General features: G+C 68.6%; 23 protein-coding genes. 11 read left to right on the top strand and 12 right to left on the bottom strand.

Features of this window, described 5'->3' with window-relative positions:
• Positions 1-4: 4 nt before the first annotated feature.
• The 3 genes from VHC04_RS09225 to VHC04_RS09215 all read left to right on the top strand — a co-directional run bounded on the left by VHC04_RS09225 (position 5) and on the right by VHC04_RS09215 (position 3,342).
• On the top strand, positions 5-1,159 hold the full coding sequence (locus tag VHC04_RS09225; protein WP_325680329.1) for a CaiB/BaiF CoA transferase family protein: 1,155 nt from the start codon (positions 5-7) through the stop codon (positions 1,157-1,159).
• A 292-nt stretch (positions 1,160-1,451) separates the two neighbouring features.
• The gene (locus VHC04_RS09220; protein ID WP_325680327.1) at positions 1,452-1,949 is read left to right on the top strand and encodes a thermonuclease family protein; all 498 of its coding nucleotides are present in this window, start codon (positions 1,452-1,454) and stop codon (positions 1,947-1,949) included.
• A gap of 85 nt (positions 1,950-2,034) precedes the next feature.
• Positions 2,035-3,342 carry an NAD(P)H-dependent oxidoreductase gene (locus tag VHC04_RS09215; protein ID WP_325680325.1) on the top strand — a complete coding sequence of 436 codons (1,308 nt, stop codon included), beginning with the start codon at positions 2,035-2,037 and terminating at the stop codon, positions 3,340-3,342.
• A 275-nt stretch (positions 3,343-3,617) separates the two neighbouring features.
• Here VHC04_RS09215 and VHC04_RS09210 read toward each other — a convergent pair whose 3' ends face one another.
• The 5 genes from VHC04_RS09210 to VHC04_RS09190 form a co-directional block, all read right to left on the bottom strand.
• Positions 3,618-4,691 carry an LLM class flavin-dependent oxidoreductase gene (locus tag VHC04_RS09210; protein WP_325680323.1) on the bottom strand — a complete coding sequence of 358 codons (1,074 nt, stop codon included), beginning with the start codon at positions 4,689-4,691 and terminating at the stop codon, positions 3,618-3,620.
• 292 nt (positions 4,692-4,983) lie between these two features.
• On the bottom strand, positions 4,984-6,687 hold the full coding sequence (locus VHC04_RS09205) for an AMP-binding protein (RefSeq protein ID WP_325680321.1): 1,704 nt from the start codon (positions 6,685-6,687) through the stop codon (positions 4,984-4,986).
• A 125-nt stretch (positions 6,688-6,812) separates the two neighbouring features.
• Positions 6,813-7,709, bottom strand: coding sequence for a 3-hydroxyisobutyrate dehydrogenase (mmsB, locus tag VHC04_RS09200; RefSeq protein WP_325680319.1), 897 nt, complete (start codon positions 7,707-7,709; stop codon positions 6,813-6,815).
• A 2-nt stretch (positions 7,710-7,711) separates the two neighbouring features.
• Positions 7,712-8,170: a DUF3237 domain-containing protein gene (locus tag VHC04_RS09195; protein WP_325680317.1), complete on the bottom strand. Its 459-nt coding sequence runs from the start codon at positions 8,168-8,170 to the stop codon at positions 7,712-7,714.
• Between the two features lie 83 nt (positions 8,171-8,253).
• Positions 8,254-9,855 (bottom strand): ABC transporter substrate-binding protein, encoded by a 1,602-nt coding sequence (locus VHC04_RS09190; RefSeq protein WP_325680315.1) that lies wholly within the window; start codon positions 9,853-9,855, stop codon positions 8,254-8,256.
• 273 nt (positions 9,856-10,128) lie between these two features.
• On the opposite strand from VHC04_RS09190, the gene VHC04_RS09185 reads away from it, so the two are divergent.
• The gene (locus tag VHC04_RS09185) at positions 10,129-10,554 is read left to right on the top strand and encodes a universal stress protein (protein ID WP_325680311.1); all 426 of its coding nucleotides are present in this window, start codon (positions 10,129-10,131) and stop codon (positions 10,552-10,554) included.
• 117 nt (positions 10,555-10,671) lie between these two features.
• Positions 10,672-11,784, top strand: a complete 1,113-nt coding sequence (locus VHC04_RS09180) for a serine hydrolase domain-containing protein (RefSeq protein ID WP_325680309.1) — start codon at positions 10,672-10,674, stop codon at positions 11,782-11,784.
• Between the two features lie 152 nt (positions 11,785-11,936).
• On the opposite strand, the gene VHC04_RS09175 is transcribed toward VHC04_RS09180, so the two are convergent.
• Together VHC04_RS09175 and VHC04_RS09170 are read right to left on the bottom strand one after the other, a co-directional pair.
• Positions 11,937-13,244 (bottom strand): MFS transporter, encoded by a 1,308-nt coding sequence (locus VHC04_RS09175; protein WP_325680307.1) that lies wholly within the window; start codon positions 13,242-13,244, stop codon positions 11,937-11,939.
• A gap of 70 nt (positions 13,245-13,314) precedes the next feature.
• Complete coding sequence (locus tag VHC04_RS09170; RefSeq protein ID WP_325680305.1) at positions 13,315-14,760, bottom strand: malonyl-CoA decarboxylase; 1,446 nt, start codon at positions 14,758-14,760, stop codon at positions 13,315-13,317.
• Between the two features lie 301 nt (positions 14,761-15,061).
• On the opposite strand from VHC04_RS09170, the gene VHC04_RS09165 reads away from it, so the two are divergent.
• Entirely contained in the window at positions 15,062-16,519 is a 1,458-nt protein-coding gene (locus VHC04_RS09165; RefSeq protein ID WP_325680303.1) for a lytic transglycosylase domain-containing protein, read from the top strand.
• Between the two features lie 151 nt (positions 16,520-16,670).
• On the opposite strand, the gene VHC04_RS09160 is transcribed toward VHC04_RS09165, so the two are convergent.
• The 5 genes from VHC04_RS09160 to VHC04_RS09140 all read right to left on the bottom strand — a co-directional run bounded on the left by VHC04_RS09160 (position 16,671) and on the right by VHC04_RS09140 (position 21,795).
• A complete protein-coding gene (locus tag VHC04_RS09160; RefSeq protein ID WP_325680301.1) occupies positions 16,671-18,104 on the bottom strand; it encodes an amidohydrolase family protein in 1,434 nt (477 codons plus the stop codon).
• Between the two features lie 115 nt (positions 18,105-18,219).
• Positions 18,220-18,996 (bottom strand): class II aldolase/adducin family protein, encoded by a 777-nt coding sequence (locus VHC04_RS09155; RefSeq protein ID WP_325680299.1) that lies wholly within the window; start codon positions 18,994-18,996, stop codon positions 18,220-18,222.
• 137 nt (positions 18,997-19,133) lie between these two features.
• Complete coding sequence (locus VHC04_RS09150) at positions 19,134-20,378, bottom strand: alpha/beta fold hydrolase (RefSeq protein WP_325680297.1); 1,245 nt, start codon at positions 20,376-20,378, stop codon at positions 19,134-19,136.
• Positions 20,375-21,319 carry an NAD(P)-dependent oxidoreductase gene (locus tag VHC04_RS09145; RefSeq protein WP_325680295.1) on the bottom strand — a complete coding sequence of 315 codons (945 nt, stop codon included), beginning with the start codon at positions 21,317-21,319 and terminating at the stop codon, positions 20,375-20,377. Before VHC04_RS09145 ends, VHC04_RS09150 begins: the two co-directional genes overlap by 4 nt.
• Positions 21,320-21,378: 59 nt before the next feature.
• Positions 21,379-21,795 carry a hypothetical protein gene (locus VHC04_RS09140; RefSeq protein ID WP_325680293.1) on the bottom strand — a complete coding sequence of 139 codons (417 nt, stop codon included), beginning with the start codon at positions 21,793-21,795 and terminating at the stop codon, positions 21,379-21,381.
• A 233-nt stretch (positions 21,796-22,028) separates the two neighbouring features.
• Between VHC04_RS09140 and VHC04_RS09135 the strand changes: the two genes are divergently transcribed.
• From VHC04_RS09135 to VHC04_RS09115, 5 genes are all read left to right on the top strand, one after another.
• A complete protein-coding gene (locus tag VHC04_RS09135; RefSeq protein ID WP_325680291.1) occupies positions 22,029-23,336 on the top strand; it encodes a hemolysin family protein in 1,308 nt (435 codons plus the stop codon).
• A 10-nt stretch (positions 23,337-23,346) separates the two neighbouring features.
• Complete coding sequence (locus tag VHC04_RS09130) at positions 23,347-24,615, top strand: HAD-IIIA family hydrolase (protein ID WP_325680289.1); 1,269 nt, start codon at positions 23,347-23,349, stop codon at positions 24,613-24,615.
• A gap of 3 nt (positions 24,616-24,618) precedes the next feature.
• Positions 24,619-25,674, top strand: a complete 1,056-nt coding sequence (locus VHC04_RS09125) for a hypothetical protein (RefSeq protein ID WP_325680287.1) — start codon at positions 24,619-24,621, stop codon at positions 25,672-25,674.
• A 77-nt stretch (positions 25,675-25,751) separates the two neighbouring features.
• Positions 25,752-26,252 (top strand): hypothetical protein, encoded by a 501-nt coding sequence (locus tag VHC04_RS09120; RefSeq protein ID WP_325680285.1) that lies wholly within the window; start codon positions 25,752-25,754, stop codon positions 26,250-26,252.
• Between the two features lie 12 nt (positions 26,253-26,264).
• Positions 26,265-26,723 (top strand): YMGG-like glycine zipper-containing protein, encoded by a 459-nt coding sequence (locus tag VHC04_RS09115; RefSeq protein ID WP_325680283.1) that lies wholly within the window; start codon positions 26,265-26,267, stop codon positions 26,721-26,723.
• Positions 26,724-26,740 lie beyond the last annotated feature (17 nt).

Below are 26,740 nucleotides of genomic sequence, written 5' to 3'. Positions count from 1 at the left end.
CAGGATGACAGCCGACCTGCTGCAGGGCATTCGCGTTCTGGACTTCACCACCACGATCGCCGGCCCGTATTGCACGCGCATGCTGGCGGATCTGGGCGCCACGGTGATCAAGGTGGAAGCGCCGGAAGGCGACATGATGCGCAGCCGGCCACCGTTGCGCAACGGAGCCAGCACATCCTTCGGCCAGCTCAATGCCGGCAAGATGAGCATGGTGCTGGACCTGAAGCAGCCGGCGGCCCAGGCGGCGGTCAAGGCGCTGCTGCCCGGCATCGACGTGGTGGTGGAAAATTACCGTCCCGGGGTGATGCGCCGTTTCGGCCTGGACCACGACGCGATGAAGGCGATCCGGCCGGACCTCGTGTACTGCGCCATCTCCGGCTTCGGGCAGTCCGGCCCCTCGGCCGGGCTTGCCGCCTATGCGCCGGCGATCCATGCCGCCTCGGGATTCGACCTGGCGAACATGTCGTATCAGCCGGGGCGGGAGCGGCCGGACAATTGCGGCGTCTACGTGGCCGACGTGATCAGTGGGACCTATGCCTTCGGCGCCATCGTCGCCGCGCTGCTGCACCGGACCCGCACCGGCGAGGGACAGATGATCGATGTGTCCATGCTGGAGGCGACCATGAGCCTGCTGCTGTCGGAATTGCAGGCGGCGCAGTTCCCGACCCCACCGGCCGGGCGGCCGATGTTCGGGCCGGTGCGCACCAGGGACGGCTTCATCATGCCGGCGGTGGCGAGCGAGCGCACCTTCGTGAACCTGGCCAGGGCCGCGGGCCGGGATGACTGGGTCGAGGATCCGCGGTTCAAGCTGTACCCCGACCGCCGCGCCAACTGGGGCGACCTGATCGATGAGCTGGAAGCCTGGTCGACGACCTTGACCACGGAGGAATGCCAGGCGGCGTTCGAGCGTACCGGCGTGCCCTGCTCGCCCTATCGGACGGTGCGGGAGCTGATGGCCGATCCGCAGTTGCGCCATCGCGGCGCCTTTGCCGACGTGACCGACGCCGGCGGAACGTTCAAGGCGCTGAACCCGCCGTTCCGGCTGTCGGGCGTGCCTGTGCAGGTGCGGGGGTTTGCCGCCGCGCTGGGGGAGCACACCAAGGCGGTCCTGCGCGAGGCTGGGCTGGACGAGGCAACGATCGCCGCCGTCGCCGATTGAGGAAACCCGCCCGAGCGATAGCGGGAATCGAACATTCCGCGTTGATTTCTGGTGGCGCGAATCGCGGTTGGCGGCGATGATTCGGGTTGACCCTGTGGGAGCCCTGCGGCATCCGTTGCTCCCTGTTCCAGCGTGACGCCGCTGGCGTGGCGCTGTGTGCGCACGGCCTTGGGGCGTGGCGCGATCAGGCGAATGGGGTCTGCTGGTGTCGTTGAACCGTAAGCGGCGTATCTTTCGCTCCGGCCTCGGCGGCAGGCGGCCGTCATTGGGCCGGCGCCTCGCGACCGTTCTTTTGCCGTCTCCCGGTGTGGCGGTCGCGGTCTGCGGCGGGCTGGCCATGGCGGGCGGCGTCACCTGGCTGTTCGTCAGCCCCTCGGGCGCGCCGGCGCGCGCGCCGGCATCGCAGCACCTGGCGGCGCCCGCCAGCAAGCTGGCGGTGATCGACGGGGAGACGCTGCGCATCGGCGACGACGTCGTGCGGTTGGCCGGCATTGCCGCGCCGCGCCGTGACACGCGCTGCGAGGTCCGGGGCGGCGTTTCGCAGGATTGCGGGGTGGCGGCGGCGAACGCGCTGGCGGCGCTGGTCCGGCGCGGACCGATCGAGTGCACCATCCATGGGCGCGACTCGCGCGGCCGGCCGCTGGGCGACTGCCAGACCGCGGGCGTGTCGCTCAGCCAGGCGCAGGTCCGCGACGGCTGGGCGGTCGCGCGGGAAGTCAGCCTGAAGGACATGGAAGCCGAGGCGCGATCCGCCGGGCGCGGCGTCTGGCGGAACGGCGGGGATTCCTGATCCGGCATTGCCATCGCGCAAGCCCCGGAATCGCCTTTGCCGGCGGTCCCGTCTATAGCCGGCGCGATAGCCCGGGAGACCCGTCATGAACCTGTTTCGCCTGCTGCAGAAGCGCGCCGCCGCCGGCCGGCCGGTGCGCGTGGGCCTGATCGGCGCCGGCAAGTTCGGCTCCATGTTCCTGTCGCAGGTGCCGACGACGCCGGGGCTGGAGGTTGCCGCCATCGCCGACCTGTCACCGGACCGGGCGCGCGCGGCCTGCCGGGGTGTGGGCTGGGATGAGGCGCGGATCGCGTCGGTCCGCATCACCGATGACGCGATGGGCATGATCGCATCGGCGGATGTCGAGGTGGTGGTGGAGGCGACCGGCCACGCCCCAGCCGGCATCGCGCATGCCAGGAAGGCGATCCGCGAGGGCAGGCACATCGTCATGGTGAATGTCGAGGCCGATGTGCTGGCCGGCCCGCTGCTGGCTCGGGAAGCCGAGGCGGCGGGGGTGGTCTACTCCCTGGCCTATGGCGACCAGCCGGCCTTGATCTGCGAGATGATCGACTGGGCCCGGTCGTGCGGTTTCCCGGTGATCGCCGCCGGCAAGGGCACGAAATACATGCCGGAATATCATGCCTCCACCCCCGACACAGTGTGGGCCCATTACGGCCTCACACCGGAACAGGCGAGGCTCGGCGGCATGAACCCGCAGATGTTCAACTCGTTTCTGGACGGCACCAAGTCCGGTATCGAGATGGCGGCGGTGGCGAATGCCTCCGGCCTGACGCCGCCGCCGGACGGCCTGGCCTTCCCGCCAGTGGGCACGCATGAGATGGCGTCGATGCTGCGGCCTGGCAACGCCGGCGTGCTGCACCATGCCGGCCAGGTCGAGGTCATTTCGTCGGTGCACCGGGATGGCAGCCAGGTGACGAACGATCTGCGCTGGGGCGTATACGTGGTGTTCGAGGCGCCCAACGAGTACGCCGCGCGCTGCTTCCAGGAATACGGCGTGGTGACCGACCCGACCGGCCGGGTGACGGCGCTGTACCGGCCGTTCCACCTGATCGGGCTGGAGCTGAACGTGTCGGTGCTGTCGGCCGCGCTGCGCGGCGAACCGACCGGTGCGCCGACCGGGTTCCGCGGCGACGTGGTGTCCACCGCGAAGCGCGACCTGCGCGCCGGCGAGATGCTGGACGGTGAAGGCGGCGCCTGCGTCTGGGGCAAGCTGATGGCCGCCGCCGACAGCCTGCGCGTCGGCGGCCTGCCGATCGGGCTCGCCAATCGTGTGACGCTGATCCGCGACGTCACGAAAGGCCAGCCGGTGACGTGGGACGACGTGCGGATCGATCCTTCCGATGAGGCCTACACCTATCGCCGCGCGATGGAGGCGGCGTTTCCGGCGGCGTGAGTGGCGGCTGCGGCGATCAACCCGCTTCGCCTCCGTCATGGCCGGCGAAGGCCGGCCATCCGCGACGGGCGATGGGAACGTCGGCGTTTGTCTTCGAGGCGGCGGCAAGGCCGTGGATGGTCGGTCGTCGCCGGCATCACAAGGGTCGGTTGCCGCGCGCCGAACCCTTGCGCCGCCGCACCGATTCCCGCTTGCATGCCGGCGGCGGTGACGCGATGGCGGCGACGCGATGGCGGCGACTGGGGACAACCTTCGGCTGACCACGCTCGGGGGCGTCAGCGGAACGCCTTGATGATGCGGCCCCAGTCCTCCACCGCATCCTCGTGCCCCGGCACGATCGGCAGCACGAGCTGTGACAGCCCGCCGGCGCGCAGGGCCTCGATCCGCTGCTTGATGTCCTGTTCGGTCCCGGTGAACGTGGTCTGGCGGATGAGTTCAGCGGTAATGAAACGGTCTTCCTCGGGTTTCACCGCGATGCAGTGACCGGTGTGGTTGAGCAGATAGCGCGCATCTTCCGGCTGGAACTTTCGGGCGGCCTCGACATAGCCCTGCAACGTGTCCTTCACGCTGTCCGGCACCGGCGAGGTGTTGATCCAGCCTTCCATGTCCAGATCGGCATAGCGGTGCAGCAACACCGCCGCGCGTGGCCCCGCCTCCGCCCTGACACGCGGACTGTCCAGCGTCTCGCCGTCGCGCAGCAGGCAACCCCAGACCCAGCCCGAGGCGTACAGATCGGATGCCGGACGGCCGCTGTCGGTCCAGGTCTTGCGCATCGCGTTCACCGCGGCCAGCCCGTCCTCGACGCCCGACATCACCATCTTCCAGGCGGCGCCATGGCGGGCGGTCATCTGCCGGCCCTTCGGGCCCAGAGCCGAGATGTGCAGCCGCACCGGGTCCTTGATGTTGATCAGGCCCAGCTCCGGATTGAGGAACTTGATCTTCTTGCGCACCCCGGGATCGACCTCGGCTTCCGTCATCTCCCCGTTCAGCAGGGCATAGACGATGCGGATGTACTCCTCCATGTCGGCCAGCCTCATCGCGCCCAGGCCCATCGCGCGGCGGGCCGAAAAGCCGGTGCCGACGCCGAAATCGATGCGGCCCGGCGCCATGCCGTTCAGCGTGGCGAAGGCCGAGGCGGTGACGGCGGGGATGCGGTTCGTCGGCACCAGCACGCCGGTGCCCAGGCGGATGCGGCTGGTATGGGCGGCGGCGGCGCCCATCGCAACGAACGGATCGCCGACGAGCATTTGCGTGTCATAGAACCAGGCGTGGGTGAAGCCGAGTTCCTCGGCCCGCCGCGCGACTTTCCAGGAGTCGTGCGCGGACGGGATGCCGATGCCGAATTCCATGCTGGTGGTCCCTCCCTTGGATTGACGGGAAGGGTAACGCGGGGAGACGGCGCGTCAACCGGACGGAGGGCACCGGACGGGGGGCATCAGGCTGGACCGGTCTGCCGCGACCTGCCGCGACCGCCATGGCCGAAGGGGCGGCTGCTCCGCGGACCACCCCAAGGTCACGGCCGGCCGGGCCGGGCAGCTTTCGATCGGCTGATCGGCCCGGCGGGAGCGCCGCGGACCGGCGATCAGCCTCGGTCCGCGCGCGAAAAAAGGCCCGACAGCGATACCCGGCGGGGGAGGCAGCCTACCGCGACGCGAGGTCCGGAAAGTCTTCCTCCCGGAACTCGCCTTCCGCGCGTTCGCCGGCCTTGGCCAGGGCGACCTCCGCCTGGCGCAGCTCCACCCGGCGGATTTTACCCGAAATGGTTTTCGGCAGCTCCCCAAAGGCAATCCGCCGCACCCGCTTGTACGGCGCCAATGTCGCGCGCAGATGCGCAAAGATCGCCTTTGCCGTCGCGGCATCCGGTTCGTGCCCGGCGGCGAGCGTAATGAACGCCTTCGGAATGTTCATCCGCACCGCGTCGGGCGCCGGCACCACCGCCGCCTCGGCCACCGCGGGATGCTCGATCAGCGCGCTTTCCAGCTCGAACGGGCTGATCCGGTAGTCGGAGGCTTTGAACACATCGTCCGCCCGCCCGACATAAGTGTAATAGCCGCGCGCATCCCGGCTGGCCACGTCCCCGGTGCGATAGGCGAGATGGTTGCCGGTCTTCACGCCCAGCGGCGTGAAGGAGCCGTCATCGGCCTGGTAGCCGCGCATCAGACCGGTCGGCTTCGGATCGAGCTCGACGCAGACCTCCGCCTCATCCGCCGCGGCGCCGTCGGCGTCCAGCAGCGCGATCCGATAGCCCGGCGCTTCCTGGCCCATCGAGCCGGGATAGACCGTTTCCCCGGGGAAACAGCCGATCACCACGGTCGTTTCGGTCTGGCCGTAGCCCTCGCGGATCGTCTGACCCCAGACCTTCTGGACATGCTCGATCACCTCGGGATTGCACGGCTCGCCGGCGGAGCACAGCTCGCGCAGCGAGGTCCGCCATTTCGCCAGGTCCTCCTGCACGAACATCCGCCATACCGTGGGTGGCGCGCAGATCGTGGTCACCTTGTTTTCCACCATCGCGTCCAGCATGGCCGGCGCGTTGAAGCGCGGCTGATTGGCGATGAACACCGTGGCCGCGGCATTCCAGGGCGCGAAGAAACAGCTATAGGCGTGCTTCGCCCAGCCGGGCGAGGAGATGTTCAGGTGCATGTCCCCTGGCCGCAGCCCGAGCCAGTACATCGTGATCAGGTGACCGGCCGGATAGCTCTGATGGCTGTGCTCGACCAGCTTGGGGCGGGAAGTCGTGCCGGAGGTGAAATACAGCAGCAGCGGGTCGGTCGCCCTGGTCTGCCCGTCCGGCGTGAAGGCGGCATCACCCCGCAACAGGGTGTCATAGCCGTGCCAGCCGGCCGGCGCGTCGCCCACGGCGATGCGGGTCACGGTCGGGTCCAACCCGTCGAACTTCGCGGCATCGGCGGCACCGGCAACCAGGTGGCGGACGCGGCCCCGGTCGAACCGGTCCTTGAGGTCCGCCTGCGTCAGCAGCGTGGTGGCGGGAATGACGACGGCACCCAGCTTCATCGCCGCCAGCATCACCTCCCACAGCGGCACGACATTGCCCAGCATCAGCAGGATACGCTCGCCCCGCTTGACGCCCAGGGCCCGCAACCCGTTGGCAACCCGATCGGATGCCTCCGCCAATTCCCGGAAACTCCGCTCGGCCGCGCCGGCGCCGACGATCTTCAAGGCCAGCGAGTCGCCATGGTTACGCGCCAGTTCGGCATCGAACCAGTCCAGCGCGTAATTGAAATGGTCGAGTTCGGGCCAGCGGAAATCGCGATGGGTGACCGCGTAACCGGTGCGATTGGCGAACAGGAAGTCTCGCGCCGCCTTGAATGCTTCCGTGGACATGCTGGCCTCCGCCCTGGATGGGCCGCGTCGTCGCGCGGCCGGATTACCTTATGGGCGAAGTCATAAAGCGCTTCGGGGCCGAGTTGAACCGGGTTCTGTCGCCGCGGCCCCGGATGATGGCCCGGTTAGCGCCCCTGCCCCGCCAGCCAGCGGAACACGACCGAGAAATCCTTGGCGCCGTCACCCGCATCGCACACCGCCTGGTAGAACGACATGGCCTGCGCCGCCAGCGGCGTGGGGGACCCGGCGGCCTCGGCCGCGGCCTGCGACAGCTTCACGTCCTTCAGCATCAGCTGCGCCATGAAGCCGGGCGCGTAGTCGCGCGACGACGGCGCGGTGGGCACGGTGCCGGGCGCCGGGCAGTAGCTGGACAGCGCCCAGGAGTTGGACGTCGCGGTCGCGCAGATCGCGTGCAGCTTCTGCCAGTCCAGGCCCAGCTTCTCGGCCAGGATGAAGCCTTCCGCGACACCCACCATGTTGATCGCCAGCATCATGTTGTTGCAGATCTTCACCGCCTGCCCGGCGCCCGGGCCGCCGGCGTGGAAGATGTTCCTGCCCATTGCCTCCAGGATCGGCTTGCCGCGGGCGAAGGCCTGGTCACTGCCGCCGACCATGAAGGTCAGCGTGGCGTTCTGCGCCCCGGCGGTGCCGCCGGAGACCGGGGCGTCCAGCATCGACAGGCCGGCCCTGGATGCCTCCGCTTCCACGGTGCGGGCGCTGTCGACATCGATGGTGGAGCAGTCGATCAGCAGCGGCTTCCGGCCCTTGGTGACGTCGATCAGCCCACCCTGGTTCAGGTAGACCTGGCGCACATGCTCACCCGCCGGCAGCATGGTGATGACCACCTCGGCGCCCTCGACTGCCTCGGCGGCGCTGCCGGCCGCCTGGCCACCGGCCTGGGCCAGCGCGGTCAGCGCATTGGTGTTGAGGTCGAAGCCGGTGACACTGTGCCCCGCCTTCACCAGGTTGGCGGCCATCGGCAAGCCCATGTTGCCCAGGCCGATGAAACCGATCCTTGCCATGGTCACAGCACCTCGAACACGTCGTAGACGGGACCTTCGGGCGGGCGGCTGCCGGTGCCCAGGGCGATCGCCTTGTTCAGCCACGCGTATTGCGGAGCCGCGGTCTCGAAGGCGATGACGGTGCGGAAGTAATACAGCGCCGGATCGACCCATTCGCCGCCATTGACCTTCGCCATCACGTCGGCGGGACCATGGCGCAGGCCGCGATAGGTCATGCCGATCGTTGCCTTGTCATGGGTTTCCAGCACCAGGCGGACATCCAGCGTGGTGACGCCGTCGGGCCGGCCGATGATCCAGTCGGCGCCGCCCGGCAGGACGGTGCCACGCAGCCTCGGTCCCTCGAACGTGCCGCCGGCGACCAGGCCGACGCGGCGGTTGCCGCCGGGGGTCTCGCCGATCGGCTGCATGCCGTTGACCACGAGCTTCAGCGTGAACAGGTGGGACGTCCGGATTTCGGCCATGGCGGCTCCTCCATATCGGTTTCGCGGGTTAGAGCCGATCCGCGGTGGGGAGACAAGGTGGCGCCAGCGGTCAGTGCTCGCGGTCAGTGCTCGATCCACAGATCCTCGAAGCGGTAGCCGTTGTAGGAACTGTTCACCATCTGCGTGAACCCGTGCACCTGCGGCCACCAGCACGTGCCGCCCTCCATGTGCAGGATGATCGGTCGCGCCACGTCATTCTGCAGTTGCTGGTCGATGGCCCAGACCAGCTTCTTCCGCTTCTCGACATCCATCTCCTGCGACTGGGCGTCGAACTGCTTCTCCAGCTCCGGGTTGCAGTATTGCGAGTAGTTCCGCTCCGACTTGCAGGCGAAATTCTCGTAGAATGTCTGGTCCGGGTCGTCGATCGAGTTGCCGGTCAGGTTCATGCCCACCGCATAATCCTTGCGCGCCAGCTTGGCGAACCAGACCGGCGTATCCAGCGGCTCCAGCTCCCCGTCGATCCAGATTTCGCGCAGCTGGTCGATCAGGATCACCGCCGGATCGCGATAGGCCGGAATGTTGCGGGTGGAGATCTTCACCTTCAGCGGATGGTCCGGTCCGTAGCCCAGCTTCTTCATGATCTCCCGAGCCTGCTCGCGGTTCTTGGCGACGTCGGGGTCGTAGCCCAGCATGGTCTTCTTCATGTCGTCCGGCATGCCCCAGACGCCGTTGGGCGCCGGCAGCAAGGCGCCGCCGATCTCGGCCTTGCCCTCGAACAGGATGTCCACGAAGGCCTTGCGGTCGATCGCCAGCGCCATCGCCTTGCGGATCTCGGGGTTGTCGAACGGCGGCTTGTCGCGGTTGACGATCAGGTTGCTGTTCACGTTCATCGACCCGAAGGCGCAGACCGCGGCCGGCACTTCCTTCCTGATGTCGCGCAGGATCGGCGGCGTGACCTCCAGCGGGAAGGTCATGTCCAGCTTATGGGCCTGGAATGCCAGCATCGCCGTGGCGCGGCTGGTCATGATCGGCATCTCGATCGAATCCAGGTACGGCCGGTCCTTCTTCCAGTAGTGCTCGTTCCTCACCAGCCGGATCATTTCGTTCTGCTTGAACTCGGCCAGCTTGAACGGGCCGGTGCCGATCGGCCTGGTGCGCTGCTGCGCCGGGGTCACGTGGCACGGATAGACCGCGCTGTAGCCGGAGGCGAACATCGCCAACAGCGAGGGCTGCGGCCGGCCCAGCTTGAACGTCACCTCATGGTCGCCGTTCGGGACCACGTCCTGGACGTTGCTCCACAGCAGCTTCCGCGGGTTCTTGCGCAGCTTCTCCGGGCCCTTGTCCTGGATCAGGTCCCAGGTGCACTTCACGTCCCTGGCGGTGAACGGCTTGCCGTCATGCCAGGTGACACCCTCGCGCAGCTTGAACGTGATCGACGTGCCGCCCGGCCCCCAGGCCCAGGACGTCGCCAGCTCCGGCTCGATCGAGGCATCGCTGTTCTGCGGCACGTCCTGCTTGTAGCGGATCAGGTTGTTGAACACCGACATGAACGGCACGTTGGTGGAATAGGTCGCTTCCTCCAGGATGGAGGCCGAGGCGGGGTTGTCGCGCTGATAGATCCGCACGGTGCCGCCGGGCTGCGGCGTCGGATCGGCGGCGCGGGCCGGGGTCAGCGCGACGGACGCGGCCAGGGCCGCCGGAAACAGGCAGGTCAGCAAGCGCATCTTGGACGTTCTCTTTGGTTCGACGTGGCGTATTGCTTAACGTGTTATAGGTCTTTCCGGCGGATGGGAACCGTGTTTCGCCCCGCGCGGCGACAAACCAGCCGGCTTATGGAATTGATCAATTGAACGGAATGACGGGAACGGAGGCAGTCTCGTGTGATCCACATCAAGGACGGGTCCGCGGCCGGCACCGATCCTGCCCAGCCTGGTCCCGCCGGACCTGATCCCGCCCAGCCCGGTCCGGCGGCTGCATGCGACCGAAGGGGACATGACATGCGAATCCTGGTACCGATCGACGGAACGGCGGCTTCGCGGCGAGCCGTCCGATTTGCCACCTCCCTGGCCTCCGCCGGCGCCGATGTGCATGTCATCCTGCTGAACGTGCAGAACCGCGGGACGCTGGGCCTGTCGGAGCTCGGCGCCGAGGAACCGCCGGACGAAGCGCGCCAGGCGCAGCGTGCCTCGGACAAGGTGCTGGGCGCCGCCGCCGCCCTGTGCCGGGAGGCGGCGGTGTCCTATGAGACGATGGCGGAAACCGGCCCGGCCGCCGACACCATCGCCCGCGTCGCGCGGGACCAGGGCGTCGACCAGATCGTCATGGGCACGCGCGGGCTGAATTCCCTGACCGGCCTGTTGCTGGGATCGGTCACCACGCGCACCGTGCATCTGGCCGATGTGCCGGTGACGCTGATCAAGTAGGCGGCAGTTTCGTTTCTTGAAGGAAACGGACACCCGCAGCCGGGTCGAAGCCGTTTGGCAGGCGCGTCCGACCCGCCTAACCTTCGCGCGACATCAGAATGCCCGGAGAGAATCGCCATGTCGGACGCCTTCCCGCTCGCCGAGTCCAATCCCGCCGCCCTCGGCTTCGCACAGAAGCCGCTGGACCACCTGGACACGCTGATCCGCGGCCACATCGCCGAGGGCCGGTACGCGGGGGCGCAGATCGCGCTGGCCCGCCACGGCAAGCTGGCCCTGTTCCAGACCTACGGCAATGCCCGCACCGAAGGCGGCACCGTCGCCGCCAGCAGCGACACGCTGTTCCTGCTGTTCAGCCAGACCAAGGTGCTGACCTCGGCCGCCGTCTGGACGCTGGTCGAGGAAGGCAGGCTATCCTTCATGGACCGCATCGCCGACCACCTGCCGGAATTCGCCGCGCGTGGCAAGGCCGAGATCACCCTGGAACAGGTGATGACCCATCAGGGCGGCTTTCCCTCTGCCGATGTGACGCAGGAGACCTGGACGGATCACGCGCTGATGCGCCGGCAGGTCTGCGACTTCTCCCTGGAATGGACGCCGGGGACACGCCTGCAATATCACGGCCGCGCCGCCCATCTGGTGCAGGCGATGGTGATCGAGGCCGCGACCGGCCAGGACTATCGCGACGTGATCCGGCAACGGGTGATCGAGCCGCTGGGCCTGGGCAATGACATCTTTGTCGGCGTCCCCGACTCCCAGCAATCCCGCTGCGCCGACACCTATGCGCCGGAACCGCGCGACAACTCGGCGGCGTTCCGGTCCGCGGGCCTGCCCAGCGGCGGCGGCTATGCGACGGCGCGCGGCATGGCGGCCTTCTACCAGGCGCTGGGCCATGGCGGAAAACTCGGCTCGGTGCGCCTGTTCTCCCCGCGCCTGATGGCCTATGTCGCGCGCAACCACACCGGGGAAACCCCCGACCACGCGATGACAATGATCCCGATGCATCGCGGCCTGGGGCCGCATGTGCGCGGCGGCAGCGACCGCATCCGTGGCCTGGGCACGATCGGCGCGCCGGAGACCTTCGGCCATGGCGGCGTCGGCTCCTCCTACTCCTGGGCCGACCCGACCTCCGGCGTGTCGTTCACCTACCTGACCAACTTCGTCTCCCCCGATCCCTGGCATTCCGCCCGGCTGGACCGGGTGGCCAATCTCGTGCACGCGGCGATCGACTGATCCCGCGGCACCGGCGCGACCGCCAGCCGCCCCTCCCGGGGGGTGGGCCCGACAGCATGACAGGGTCGGGTTGACCCTGTCATGCTGTCGCGACTCTTTGATTCACGGGCGGGATTCGCGCCTTCCAACCGCCGGCTTCAGGCGATCGCGCGCTAATCCGGCAGCAGGCTGCCGCGGGTCTCGGGGGCGAACGGGATCAGCAGCAGGCCGATCGCGAAGGCGATCGCCGTGGCCGCCACCGGCAAGCCCAGCGTCCCCATGGAGGCGACGGCCGCAGCGAGCACGAAGTTCACGCCGGCGCCGATGAACCGCCCGACCGAGGTGCAGAAGGCGAAGGCGCTGCCACGCACCTCCGTGCGGAACAGTTCCGGCAGCCAAAGGCTGAAGATCGCAAAGTTGCCGCCGAACAGGCCAAGGAAGAACAGCACGGCCAGGAATGCCGGAAGTGCCGTGCCGGTCGGCAGGTAGAAGGCCCAGCCGAATGACAGGGCGATGGTGACCATCATGCCGACGAAATAGATCGCCAGAGTCGGCCGGCGGCCGATCCGTTCGGCCAGCCACGGCGCGAGGATGCAGCCCAGGATGGTGCCGATCGATAGCAGCCCGGTGCCGAAAGACGCCATCCGCACCGCGTCCGGCACGACCATGCCGGCCTGCCGGGCCAGAAAGACGATCGCCGTGGGCTCATAGACCGCCCCGGCCCACAGGCCGATGATGGCGATCGTCAGCAACCCCGACATCACGACGGTCCGGCGCCGGTATTCGCGCTGGAAAAGGACGGACAGCGGATTCTGCCGCGGCGCATGCGCTTCCTGCTGATGTTCCCATCGTTCCGGCTCCTTGACGCCGAGGAGCGTCGCAATGGAAACGACGACCGGGACCAGCCCGCACAGGAACATCGCCCGCCAGCCCAGATGCGCGCCGACCGTGTAGTTCAAGGCGGCGGCGACGAAAAAGCCGAAATAATAGCCGGTCTGCAGGTATCCCGCGCCCATCTTGCGCCGGTCCTCCGGCCATGCCTCGGCGACATAGGTCCCCGCCATCGCCCATTCCCCGCCGACGCCGATGCCGGCCAGGAAGCGAAACAGCCCCAGCATCCAGATATTCGTCGCAAATGCCGCCGCGCCGGTGAACAGCGCGTAGACCAGCACCGTGGCCGCCAGCGCCTTGGTGCGGCCATAACGGTCGGACACCGGCCCCCAGATGAAGGACAGGCCCCAGCCGATGAGGAAGAAGCCGAACATCAGGGAGCCGACGAAGCCGATCGTGGCCGGCGTCGCCTCCATCCCGGATCGGGGCAGCAGCTCGGCCAGCGCCGGACCCAGCACCAGCGCGTAGATCACCGAGTCCATGCCGTCCAGCATCCAGCCGAACCAGGCGGCCCAGAAGCCCGCGATCTGCTGCCGGTTGAGCGGGGTGCGGCCGACCGCCGCCATTCGAGTGACCGCCGATCCCGTCATGGTGCCTCCCCCAATCCAGCCCTGGCCAATCCAGCCCTGGCCAATCCAGCCCTGGCCGGTCCAGCCCTGGTCAACTCTTTCGGATACGCCGCCTGCCGCTGCTTTCCTTGGCCGGCGGCGGCGGAGGGAGCACCATCATCGCGTCGACCGCAGCCGAACGCACGATCGCGCCGCGCACGAACGCTTCGTGGTTCGCCTCGATACGCTCGGGGTCATAGAGGTAGTTGACCATGATCCCAAAGGACTCGTCGATGCCGCGTCCGGCGGTGTTGCCCAGCCAGTTGATCCGTTCGAGCTGGGCGCCGTTGCCAAGATGGAAGCGCGCCACCGGATCGACGGGCCCGCCGCGCGGTCCCTTCGTGGCGAGGTACGTGGCGCATAGCCGCGTCAACGGGCCGCGCAGGGCGGCCGAGACCGTTTCGTCGGTCCACCAATTGTCCTGCCGCGTCAGCGTGGCGACGTCCTCGGACCCGGTTGCCGCCTGCAATGCCTGCCGCTCCGGCTTCGACAGCACATCCTCGGTCTGGCGCGACAGCCATCGGCGAAAGCCGGGGACCGGCGACAAGGTCGAGAACTGCCGGACGAGCGGGAGCTCCGCCTTCAATTCCTCGACCACCTGCTTGATCAGGAAGTTGCCGAACGACACGCCCCGCAGCCCGTCCTGGCAGTTGGAAATGGAATAGAAGATCGCGGTATCCGCGGCATTTTCCTGGGCCTTCGCGGTGGCCTCGTCCGATACCGCCTGCAGCAGCGGCTGGATCGAGGATGCCAGGCCGGTGGTCAGCGCCACTTCCACGAAGATCAGCGGCTCACCCGGCAGCGCGGGGTGGAAGAACCCGAAACAGCGGCGATCCGAGGCAAGCCGGCGCCGCAGATCGTCCCAGCCGGCGATTTCATGCACCGCCTCATAGGCGATCAGCTTCTCCAGCACCGCCGCCGGCGTCTGCCAGTCGATGCGGCGCAATTCCAGGAAGCCGCGATTGAACCAGGAGGCAAACAGGTGCCGCAGATCGGCATCGAGCGGGCCAAGCCCCGGTTCATCGCGCAGATGGCCGAGGACCTCCTTGCGCATGGCCACCAGCGCGCTGGTCCCGCCGGGCGCCATGTTCATGCGCCGCAGCAGCTCCTGACGAGCCGGTTCGGCGGCATCGCCGAGCGCCGCGGCGGTCAGCGCGGTCGGATCGGCAAGCCAGGCCTCCGCGGCCTGCCGCAGCGCCGCCTCATCGGGCAGGAAGTTGGCTGCCAGGTACTGGAAGAAACGCAGCTTCTCGGCGGCCGAAAGGGCCTGCAGGCTCTGCAGCAATTCCCGCGCGACGGCGGCGCCGGCGGCCTCGCCGCGCTGCGACAACAGCGCTTGCGCCAGGCCCTGGGTGCGGTCGAGGCGGGATTCGGTAGCCTTGGGCGGCATGATGCCGGTGTAGGACCGGCCGCGATCGGCCACCGTGGACCAGACGCGGTCGATCCACGATCTCGCCCTCGCGCCGGGCTCGCTTCCGGGTGAACCGGCAGACTCCATGAACGACCTCTCCCGCAATGGTTCTTCTGGACGCCGTCGCCGCAAGCCTGCGCCACCACCCGCCTGGAAGTGAGCCCGCTTGGAGGTGAGCCCGCTTGGGTCGAGTCCCATTGGGTCGCGGACCCCATTGGATCGTGAGTTGATCCGTGATCGGCCGCATCATCAAGCCATAAAGTCGACACATGGCGTACCGCTTTCGCCACACCCGGCCGGCAGAATCGATTAAACGCAAGTTGTTCCAATGCACTCCGGTGCACTGTTGTGATAGTGCGTGACCCTGGACAGTGTTGGGTACGGCGGCATGCGTCGTGTGAGGAAGGCGTTTGATCAGACGGCCCGCCGGGCAAGGCGGCAGGCGTCAATCGCGGCCGGCGCGGCCGTGCTTGGCCTGCTCGCCGCCTGCAGCAGCCAGACCGGCCGCCAGGCCCGGTACAGCCCCCACCAGTATTATCCCCCGCCCGGTCCGCCCTCGGATCCGTGGGGGCCCTACATCAAGGAGGCGTCGGCCCGCTTCAACTTCCCAGAGCTGTGGATCCGCAAAGTGATGCGCCAGGAATCCGGCGGCCAGCAGGACGTCATTTCCTGGGCCGGCGCGATGGGTCTGATGCAGGTGATGCCGGACACGTACAACGAGCTGCGGGCGCGGTACGACCTGGGCGCGGATCCATTCGACCCGCACAACAATATCCTGGCCGGCACCGCCTACCTGAAGGAGATGTACGACCAGTATGGCGCCCCCGCCTTCCTGGCCGCGTATAACGCGGGTCCCCGGCGCGTGGACCGCTACCTGAACAACGGCACGCCGCTGCCCGAGGAAACGGTGCAATACGTGGCCGCCATCGCACCGCAACTCGGATCGCCGGAGCTGATGACGGGCCCGCTCGCCGCCTATGCCGGCAGCGGCGGCTATGCGACGCGCTATGCCTATGCGGCACCACGATCGACACCAGGCGTCTGCGACCCGGATGCGGCCTATGATCCATCGCGTCCATGCAAGGCGCCGGTGATGCAGGTCGCCGCCGTCACCGCTCCGGCCCCGGCGCGGTTCAAGCCTGGACCGCCGGCCTCGGTCACCGGCTGCGACCCCGATGCCGCCTACGACCCCACCACCAAGTGCCAGCCCGCGCGCGTGCAACTCGCGTCCCTGGTCGCCACGCCATATGTGCCCGGACCGCCCGCCGCCGCCACCGGATGCGACCCGGACGCCGCCTATGACCCGACGCGCAAATGCCAGCCGGCGCCGGTGGCCGTCGCGCAGGCCGCGGTCGACACCACAGAGCCGGCGGACGTCACCCGGGCGCCGGTCATCGCCGCGGGCCTTGCCGCCCCGCCGCCGGTCATGGCGGCACAGCCGGTGGCCCCGTCACAACGCTACGCGCCTCCGCCATCCGGTTTCCTGCGGGCATCCGCTCCGTCAGGCGCCGGCATGCGCCGTCCGATTCAGGAAATGATGACGCAGCACGCGTCGTACAACCCGGCCGTTGCGGTGAAGGCCGGCACCGCCGGGAACTGGGGCATCCAGGTCGGCGCCTTCTCCACCCTGTCCTCCGCCGAGGCCGCCGCCCAATCCGCTCGGGCCGCCGCCCCCGACCTGCTGAACCACGCGAATGTCGAACTGCCGGCAACCTCGCCGCTGGGCACGCAGGTTGCGTTCCGGGCGCGGCTGACCGGGCTGAGCCAGAGCGGCGCCGCCGATGCCTGTAGCCGCCTGTCCGCCCGCGGCATGGCGTGCATGACCGTGCCACCCTCGCATTCCTGAAAGCTGCCCCCTGACCGGTAACGGCCTGCCGGGAACTGCCGTAACGGGAAAGCTCCCGGCAGGGGTCGACCCCAATGGGAACCGGCGTTGGCGGGAACCGGCCTCGGCGGGAACCGGTGTCGATGGAGAACATCCTGGGCGATGGCGGACTTTACCCGGCCGGAAAGGTTAGCGGTGAAATCATCTCGGCGGAGCGATGTGCCCAGTCCAGCCCCGGCACCGCGGCCTTGGTCCGAGCCTGGGCCTCATGCAGGGACGCAGCGGCGGCCGGGTAGTCGATGGTGAGGACCTTGCCGTCCTCGACGACCGCCTGTCCGTCGACGAGCACGGTGCGGATGGCGCGGTCGCCGGCGGCATAGATCAGGCTGCGCAGCGGATCGTGGGTCGGCCGCATCATCGGGTGCGTCATGTCCACCAGCACGATGTCGGCCCGGCATCCCGGCGCCAGGCGGCCGATATCCTCGCGCCCCAGCGCCTTGGCGCCGCCGATCGTGGCGGCGTTGAACAGGTCGGTGCTGTTCATCGTGCGCGGATCGTTGGCCTGGGTGCGCGCCAGGTAGGAGACCAGCCGCAGCTCATCCAGCATGTTGTGCGGATACGTGTCTGTCCCGACGCCCATATTGACGCCGGCCCGCTGGTAGCGGCCGAAATCCTTCAAGGTGATGCCGCGGCGGGCAAACACGGTGGGGCAATGCGCGACCGTGGTGCCGGTATCCGCCAGCACGGCCAGGTCACGCCTGGTATGCCAGGGGGTCGAGGGATGGTCATCCAGGAAGATGCCGTGGCCAATGATCGAGCGGTCCGACAACAGGCCCAGATGCTCCAGCCAGCCGATCGGTGTGCAACCGTGGCGGCGGGTGATCTCGTGGAATTCGCTGACGGATTGCGCGGCATGGATTTGCCAGGACAGGCCACGCGCCCTCGCCTCGGTTCGGCTGTCGCGCAGCAGCCCCTCGGAGCAGGTGTCGATCTGCGCGGGGACCACCATGCCGAACAACCGGCCGCTGGGATGCTGCTCCGCCCGGTCGATCAGCGACAGGGCCTCGGCCATCGCCTTCTCGCCGGCGGCCTCGTTCCATTCATATTCAACCAGGTGCCCGTTCCTCGTATACCACCTTGCGGAACGAAACATCGGCGCCACACAGACTCGCATGCCGGCCTCGGCCAGCAGGTCGAGCCAGCCTGGATGCGCCATCGACAGGTCGGCCAGCGTGGTGACGCCGGACAACAGCAGTTCCGACAGCGCGACGCGGACGCAGTGCGGCACTGCCTCGGCATCCGCGCGGAAGATCGGCAGGTACTCGTAGAGGGAGGAATTGTAGAAGCCGGGACTGCCGATTTCGTCGATCAGCCCCTTGTTCATCGGCTCGCTGGACGGGTGGGCGTGGATGTTGACCAGGCCCGGCATCGCCATCATGCCGGCACCGTCGATGACGGTATCGGCGGGGCCGGCGTAGTCGCGGCCGACGAATGTCAGCACGCCGCCGTCGAAGACCACATCCGCGTCAACGATGTAACGATGGGTGCCCGCCGAGACGTCCCAGCCGACGACCATCGCGGCGTTGCGGATGACGGTGGTGGGCAAGGGCACTGTCTCCTGCTTCAGAACCGGCCGAGGCGTCAGGCGCGGCTCGGCAGCACCGCGGTGCTGCCGGCTTTGCCCCGCTCCCGGCCCTCGCTCCTGGCCTCAACTCCCGGCCTCAGCTCCGGAAATCCGGCTTCCCGTCCTCGATCAGCCGCAGTGCCGCGTCCCAGACCATGGCATAGTGCTCATCATTCTCGCCTTGCCGGAACTGTTCGGCCGCGTGGGCGCAGACCTCGTGCGGCGGCAGGATGACCTCCCGCCCGCCGGACAGCGCCGCCACCTGGGCGGCACAGGCGCGCTCCAGCATGTAGATCATGTGGAACGCCTCGGCGATCGAGGTGCCGCCGACCAGCAGCCCGTGATTGCGCAGGATCATCGCCTTGTGCCGGCCCAGATCGGCGACCAGCCGTTCCCGCTCCTCCAGATCGAGCGCGATGCCTTCGTAGCCATGATAGGCGATGCGGCCGTAGAACTTGCAGGCATGCTGCGACAGCGGCAGCAACCCGTCCTTCTGCGCCGACACCGCAATGCCGGCGGCGGTGTGGGTGTGCACCACGCAAACCAGGTCCGGCCGCGCCATGTGGATGGCGGAATGGATGGTGAAGCCGGCGGCGTTGACGCGGCGGGTGGAGATGTCCCCGGCCTCGACGACGTTGCCGTGCAGGTCGATCTTCACCAGGTCCGAAGCGCGCATTTCATGGAAATTCACGCCGTACTTGTTGATCAGGAAGTGATGGTCGGGGCCCGGCAGGCGGGCGCTGATATGGGTGTAGATGAAGTCGGTCCAGCGATGGTGCGCGACCAGGCGGTACAACGCCGCCAGATCGCACCGAATCCGCCATTCCTCGGGCGATATCCCCGCCAGCGCGGCGGGAAAGGTTGCGACATTCATGCTTGGTCCTTCCGAAAGGCAGGTGACGGTTCGCCGCAGCGTCCGGCCGCGGCGCCCGTCCGTCAACCCGGTGCCCGTCAACCCGATGTCCGCCAGCCTGGTGCCCGTCTGCCTGGTGCCCGTCTGCCTGGTGCCCGTCAGCCCAGTTCGCGCAGGATCGGCACCAGGTACTCCGCGAACAATGTCGGGTTCTCGGCGAACGGGAAATGGCCGATCCCCGGCATCGGCTTGAAGACCGCGCCGGGAATTTTTGCTGCCGTCGCGCGGGACGCCTCCACCGTGCAGGAATAATCATATTCCCCGGTCAGCATGAACAGCCGGCACCGGTTGGTGTCGATCCTGCCGACCCGGTCCCGCGCGTCCCAGTCCCCCGAGTAGAAGGCGATATCGCCGAAGAACACTGCCGGCCCTCCCTGGCCATAGTGCCAGGCGATCGCTTCCTGATACTCGGCCGGACTCTGCGGCGCGCTCAGTGCCCGGATCCATTCCGGCACGAAGAAGGACTGGTTCACCTGCGGATGCGCCGCCCAGGCGGTCTGCCGGCGCTCGATCTTCTCGCAGGCCTCGCAGGCGATGATGCCGCTGAACGCCTCCGGATGACGGTAGGCGAGTTCCAGGCAGATTTCGCCGGACATGGAGGCCCCCAGCGCGATCGGCTTGTCCAGGCCGGCGGCGGCGGCGAACCCCATGATCAGGTCGACATACAGGTCGGTATTGAGCCGCCAGGAGCCCGGAATGGCGCCTTCCGGCGGCGGCGACTTGCCGTGCCAGGGCAGGTCGAAGGCGACGAGGCGGTTGCGGCTGGTGACCTCGGGATCGGCCATCAGCCCGTGGAACTGCCGAGCGTCGGCGCCGGCGGTGTGCATGCACAGCACGTCGCGCCCCTGCCCGGCGGTCTCGTAATAGACCTGATAGGTGGTGTGGCCGATCGTCACCGGGACATAGCCGCCGGTCACCTTGGGGATCGGCCGCATGCCTTCGCGCGGGGCCAGGCTGGCCGGGGCCGGTCCCTTGTAGCCCAGCGCCAGCCACTTGCCGATCTCCAGGACCCGCCGCACGACATGGGCGTGCTGCATGAACGCCAACTGGTCGCCCTGGATGGCAAAATCCGGCACGCGATAGTGCATCGCGAAGATGCCGTGATGGTGCCGCGGCGGGGTCGGCTCCAGGAATTTCGCCCAGACCTCGGCCGGCGCGGCCAGGGTAAAGGCGGGGACCGTCCCAGCATCGGGACGCACCTTGCCGTCGGCCACATGGAAAACGGTGCTGTCCGCCCCGGCGGTGATCGCGAAGCAGACGGACCAGGCGCCTTCCCAGGCGTGCAATGTCGCATCCTGGGCACAGGCCTGCCGCCACGCGGCGGCGTCGGGGAACCGGTTCATTGTGGATCGATGACTTTCAGCATCACCGGGTGGTAGTTCTCGCCGTAGCCGGCCGCCTCGGCCTGCTTCAGCCGCTCCATCGTCAGTTTCGCCCCCGGCATGTCCAGGCCGGAATCCGCCGCCATCTCCAGCGCATAGGACAAGTCCTTCATCGCGTAGCGTGTGGAGAAGGCGCGCTCCGGGAACACGCCAGGCAGCATCGCCTTCATCCCGTGGTTGCGCAGCACGAAGCTGTCCCCCGATCCCAGCGCCATGATCGGCAGCAGCATGTCGGGCGGCACGCCGTTGCGGCGGCCGATCGCCATCGCCTCGGCCAGCGCGGCGGTGTGCTGGAACACCAGCATGTTGTTCAGGATCTTCACCACCTGGCCACAGCCCACCGGTCCGCAATGCGACACGTCGGAGCCCATGGTCTCCAGGATCGGCTTGATGCGCGCGAAGGTCTCATCCGTCGCGCCGACCATGATGCTGAGTTCACCCTTTGCCGCCGCTTCCCGCGTGCGGGCGACCGGCGCGTCGGCGTACATCACGCCCTTCGCCGCCAGCCGTTCGCCGATCCGCCGGGTCAGCGCCACCGAGGAGGTGGAGGTATCGACCACGCACTGGCCGGCGCGCAGGTGCGGCTCCAGCGCCGAGACGACGGCATCGACCGCCTTGCCGTCCGGCAGCGACATGATGATCACATCCGCCTGCGCCGCGATCTGCTCGATCGTGGCCGCCCTGACGCCGGACGCCGCCAGGCGCTCCAGCGGGTCGGGCCGTAGGTCATGGGCCAGGACCGGCACGCCCGACCGGCGTGCGAGGTGGCCACACATCGGCTCTCCCATCACACCCAGGCCGATGAATCCGATGGTCCTGATGGCAGAGTCCGCGGCGGACATGGCGTTTCCCTTTCCGATTGGTCCGGTCCGGTAGGCACCATGTTCGGCGCGCGAAGGCAAGGGCGGGTCAGCGGACGCGCGGGACAAGGGCGTGTCAGCGGGCGCGCGGGACGCGGCGCCTAGCTCCGTTCCGGCGCCACCCGGTCCGCCCAGGCCGCCAGCGACTTCGCCTGCAGCCGCAGCGCCGACACGCCCTGGCTGAGCGAGGCAAGGTTGGCCTGGTAATGCACCAGCGTGTCGCCAAGACCGGCGGCGGAGGCTTTCAGTTCCGCCAGCGCGGACCGCCACTGCGCCATCGCCAGCCGCTGATCGACCAGCGCGGCGTTCAGCGTCGCCAGCGCCCTGGCCAGCCGGTCCCGCGTGGGATCGCTGGCTTGGGCGGACCCGGCCTGGACAAACCCGGCCTGGGCGGACCCAACCCGGGCGGACCCGGCCCGCCGCGATGGCGAGGCGGCTGGCCGGGCCCGGAATGGAATGATCGTGGCCGACCCGCCAGGCGTCGGCGAACGGGACAGCGGCGCGGACGGTTCAGACATCGTTAATCTCCGGCTAGTAACGAGGCGAAGGTTAATAAAGCCTAAACGGCGCCACGGCGCCACGAAAATGATTATAATACAATGGTCTGTAGGCCGGTATCCGGTCCTGGTACGGGTTCCGCGGTCGTGGCCTTTCCCGCTGGCTGATCACCGCCTCGACTTGTGGTAGGGACACCGGTGGCAGGGGATACCGGGTATTCATCGCTGCCATCCACCCGCCTGTTGGGAGACCCATGGAACTCGGTCTGGAAGCCGCCATCATCCTGTTGCTGATCGTCTTGAACGGCTTGTTCTCGCTCAGTGAACTCGCACTGGTGTCGGCGCGGCGCGCGCGCCTGGCCGTGCTGGCGCGGAAGCGCGTGCGCGGCGCGGCGGCGGCGCAGACCCTGTCGGAGGACCCGCAGCGCTTCCTGCCCACCGTGCAGGTCGGCATCACCCTGATCAGCGTGCTGACCGGCGTCTTTGGCGGCGCCCGCATCGCCGCGCATATCCAGCGCTGGCTGGAGACCGAGCCGGCCATCGGCGCCTATGCGGAAAGCCTGGCGCTGGGCATCGTCGTGGTGGTCACCACCTTCCTGACCCTGGTGCTGGGGGAGCTGGTGCCGAAGCAGCTCGCGCTGCGCAACCCCGAGGGAATGGCCACCTGGGCGGCGCATCCGATCATCTGGTTTTCCCGCGTCAGCGCCCCGGTGGTCTGGCTGCTGGGCAAGTCCTCGGATCTCGTGCTGCGGCTGTTCCGGCTGCAGGGCGCCAGCCGTCAGACGATCACCGAGGAGGAGCTGAAGGCGCTGCTGGCCGAGGGCGCCCAGACCGGCGTGCTGGAGGTGGAGGAGCGCGACATCATCGAGCGGGTGCTGCGCCTGGCCGACAAGCCGATCCGGGCGATCATGACGCCGCGGACGGAGCTGGCCTGGGTCGACCGCACGCTGCCGCCGAAAATGATCGCCGCGACCTTGAAGACCATGCCGTATTCACGCCTGGTGGTGTGCGACAGGTCGATCGACAACGTGGTCGGGGTGGTGCAGGCCAAGGACCTGCTGGACCGCATCCTGAGCGGCGCGGAGCTGTCGCTGGGCGCGAGCCTGAAGCAGCCGATGATCGTACCCGACACCGTCACCGCGCTGGATGCGCTGGAACGGCTGAAATCCGATACGCTGGGCCTGGCCCTGGTGATGGACGAGTACGGCAGTTTCGAGGGCGTGGTGACCGCCGCCGACGTGCTGGAGGCGATCGTCGGCGATGCCTCGGGGCCGGAGCACCAGGAAGGCGTGCCGGGCCCCGAGGGCGAGACCACCCTGACCCTGGACGGCATGACGCCGGTGGATGAGCTGAAGGCGCGGCTCGACCTGCCCGACCTGCCGGCCGAGGGCAGCTATCACACGCTGGCCGGCCTGCTGCTCGCGCTGCTGCGCCGCGTGCCGCGGGCGGGGGATCGCATCGTCTTCGGCGGCTGGCGGTTCGAGGTGCTGGAGATGGACGGCCGCCGGGTGGAGACGGTACTGGCCGGCCGCGAGCCGGCGGCCGAGACAGCGGACACATAGGCGAGACAGCATGGACGTCACCGTCAGACAATGCGCCGTGCTGGTCGGCGGCCTGGGCACCCGCCTGGGCGCATTGACCGCGGCCACGCCGAAACCGCTGCTGCCTTGCGGCGACCGCCCCTTCCTGGCCTGGCTGCTGCGCGAATTCGTCCGCTTCGGCGTGTCGGAATTCGTGCTGCTGACCGGCCACCTGTCCGCCGAGGTCGAACGCGCCGCCGCTGATATCCAGGCCGCGCTGCCGCGCCGAACCAGGATCGTGCTGTCCGAGGAGCCGGTGCGGGCCGGCACCGGCGGCGCCGTATTCCATGCGCGCGACCGGCTGGATGAGCGGTTTCTGCTGTGCAACGGCGATTCCCTGTTCGATTGCGATCTGGCATCCCTGCTCGCGGCCGCCGCACGAGACGACGACACCGTGGTCGGCCGGCTGATGCTGCGCCGGCTCGACGACGCCGCCCGCTACGGCGTGGTGGAGATGGCGGGTGAGCGCATCACCGCATTCCGCGAGCGGCCGGCCCCCGGCGCAGCCGGTCCCGGCCGGCCAACCGGCACCGCCGGCACGATCAACGCCGGCGTCTACCTGTTTCGCCGGTCGCTGCTGGACCATCTGCGGCCGGTCGGCTCGCTGGAGGCGGACATCCTGCCGACCCTGGCCGCCGCGGGTGCCCTGCGCGGCCTGGTCGGCACCGGCTATTTTCGGGATATCGGCGTACCGGACGATTTCGCCCGCGCACAGTCCGAGATTCCGTCACGCCTGCACCGCAAGGCGCTGTTCCTGGACCGCGACGGCGTGCTGAACCTCGACCACGGCTATGTCGGCTCGCGCGACCGGTTCGACTGGGTGGACGGCGCCCTGGACACGGTCCGCCACGCCACCCGGGCCGGCTGGCATGTCTTCATCGTCACCAACCAGTCGGGCGTGGCGCGCGGCCGATACGATGAGGCGGCGGTGCAATCGCTGCTGGCCTGGGTATCCGACGAGGCGCGCCGTCACGGCGGCACGATCGACGACTGGCGCTACTGCCCGTATCACCCGGAGGCGGCGCTCGATGAATACCGCCAGGCGCATCCCTGGCGGAAGCCGGAACCCGGCATGCTGCTGGACCTGATGCGCGCCTGGGAGATCGAGCCGGACCGCTGCGTGATGATCGGCGACCAGGCCACCGATCTTCAGGCCGCCGAAGCCGCCGGTATCCAGGGCCATCTGTTTCCCGGCGGGAATCTTCTTTCATTCGCCGGGCCGATCCTGGATAAGCGCGCCGGCAACCGCACTCCGGAGTGACGCGTGACGGCCGGTCAGGACATCACCAGGGCTCGTGTTCCCCTTCGGCTGGGACTGGCCGGCGGCGGCACCGATCTCAGCCCCTATTGCGACGAATTCGGCGGCGCGGTGCTGAACACCACGATCGACCGCTACGCCTACGCATTCATCGAGCCCTGCGACGACGGCAAGGTGCATTTCATCGCCCCCGACATGGAGCTGGAGGAAAGCTTCCCCCCCAGCCTCGACGCGCTCGACCACGCTCGGCTTGTCCTACACGCCGGCGTCGTGAAGCGCATGGTCGGGCAATACGGCCAGGGCCGGCTGACGCCGATGCGCGTGACCTCCTATGTCGACGCGCCGCCCGGCTCCGGCCTGGGGTCGTCCTCGGCGCTCGTGGTCGCGCTGGTGGAAGCCTTCACCGCCCGCCTCGGCGCGCCGCTGGGCCCGTATGATGTCGCCCATCTGGCCTATGAGATCGAGCGGGTGGACCTCAACCTGGCCGGCGGCAAGCAGGACCAGTACGCCGCCACCTTCGGCGGCACCAACTTCATCGAGTTCCACGGCGCCGACCGCGTCATCGTCAACCCGCTGCGCGTCTCCCCCGCGGTCCTGAATGAGCTGGAGACCTCGCTGGTGATCTGCTTCACCGGCGTCTCCCGCCGGTCCGAGGCGATCATCGTCGAGCAGCAGCGCGGCATGGCCGCCAGCGGCAGCCAGGCGCCCGATCCCGACGTGCTGAACAGCCTGCACCAGTTGAAGCGCGACGCGCTGGAGATGAAGCAGGCCCTGCTGCGCGGTGAGATCGCGCATATGGCCGAGGTGCTGAACCGGTCCTGGGTGGCCAAGAAGCGCACCGCGTCCGGCATCAGCACCGGCCGGATCGAGGCGATGTACGATACGGCCTTCGCCCATGGCGCGATCGGCGGAAAAGTATCCGGCGCCGGCGGCGGCGGGTTCATGATGTTCCTGGTGCCGCCCAACCGGCGCATCCCGGTGGTGCGGGCGCTGAACGATGCCGGCGGCACCGCCAGCGGCGTGCACCTGACCTCGCAAGGGGCGGAATCCTGGTCCTGGTGACCGGCTGGACTGGCTTTCGGTAACGCTTCGTTAAGTGATGACTGTCACCATCGCCGGCGCTACCTGCAAGGTTCCCCATGCGCGCGTCTCGCGGCTGGCGATGTTCTCGCCTGATCCTACCCCGCCTGATCCTGGCCCGCCCGATCCTGGCCCCCCTGATCCTGGCCCGCATCGATCTGCTTCGCATCGCCCTGGCTCGCACCGAGCCGGTTCGCGCCGGGCTCGTCCGGTCCGCACTGGCACTCCTGCTGACCACAGGCTCATGGGGCGGCACCGCCTTGGCCCAGGCCGGGTCCGGCGATGACCAGGCCGCGGCCTGGACCAGCCGCGCATGGCGCCGGCATGGCTATTTTGGCGACAATCCCTTCGACTCTCCGGCACCGGCCACCGCCGAACCGACCTATCGTCCGGCTTCCCGCCCCTATCCACCGGTGCTGCCCACCGGCCCCGCCAGGCCGCCGCCGCATACGCTACCGCAAGGACTTCGCTACCGCTGCGATGATCCGCCTGGATATTATCCGTACATCAATGCTTGCAGAGTCCAGTGGCGGCCAGTATCCAGCCCGGACTTAAGGTAAGGACTGCAACCGATGCGCTATCGATACCTTTCCGCCGCCCTGCTGCTGCCCGCGCTGCTGACCGCCTGTGCCGAAACGCCGATGGGTCCGACGATCGCGGTGATGCCCGCTCCGAACAAGCCGTTCGACGTGTTCATGACCGACCAGGCGGTGTGCAAGCAGTTCGCCGAGGGCCAGGTCGCCGGCGGGGCGCAGTCCGCCAACAACCGCCAGGTCGCCACCGCGCTGATCGGCACCGCCCTGGGCGCCGGCCTGGGCGCGGCCATCGGCGGCGGCCGTGGCGCCGCCATCGGCGCCGCCTCGGGCGCGCTGGGCGGCACCGCGCTGGGTGGCGTCAATGCCAACCAGGCGCAGCTGAGCCTGCAGCAGCGCTACGACCTTGCCTATGCGCAGTGCATGTATTCCCGCGGCAACCAGGTGCCGGGCTTCACCTCGATGCCGGGTTACATGCCCGGCTACATGATGCGCTGATCCGGCGGTGCCCCCCC

The organism is Rhodopila sp., assembly GCF_035548095.1.
Lineage (GTDB): Bacteria > Pseudomonadota > Alphaproteobacteria > Acetobacterales > Acetobacteraceae > Rhodopila.
The sequence above is the reverse complement of the archived record's forward strand: the minus strand, read 5'-3'. Positions and strand labels throughout refer to the sequence as shown.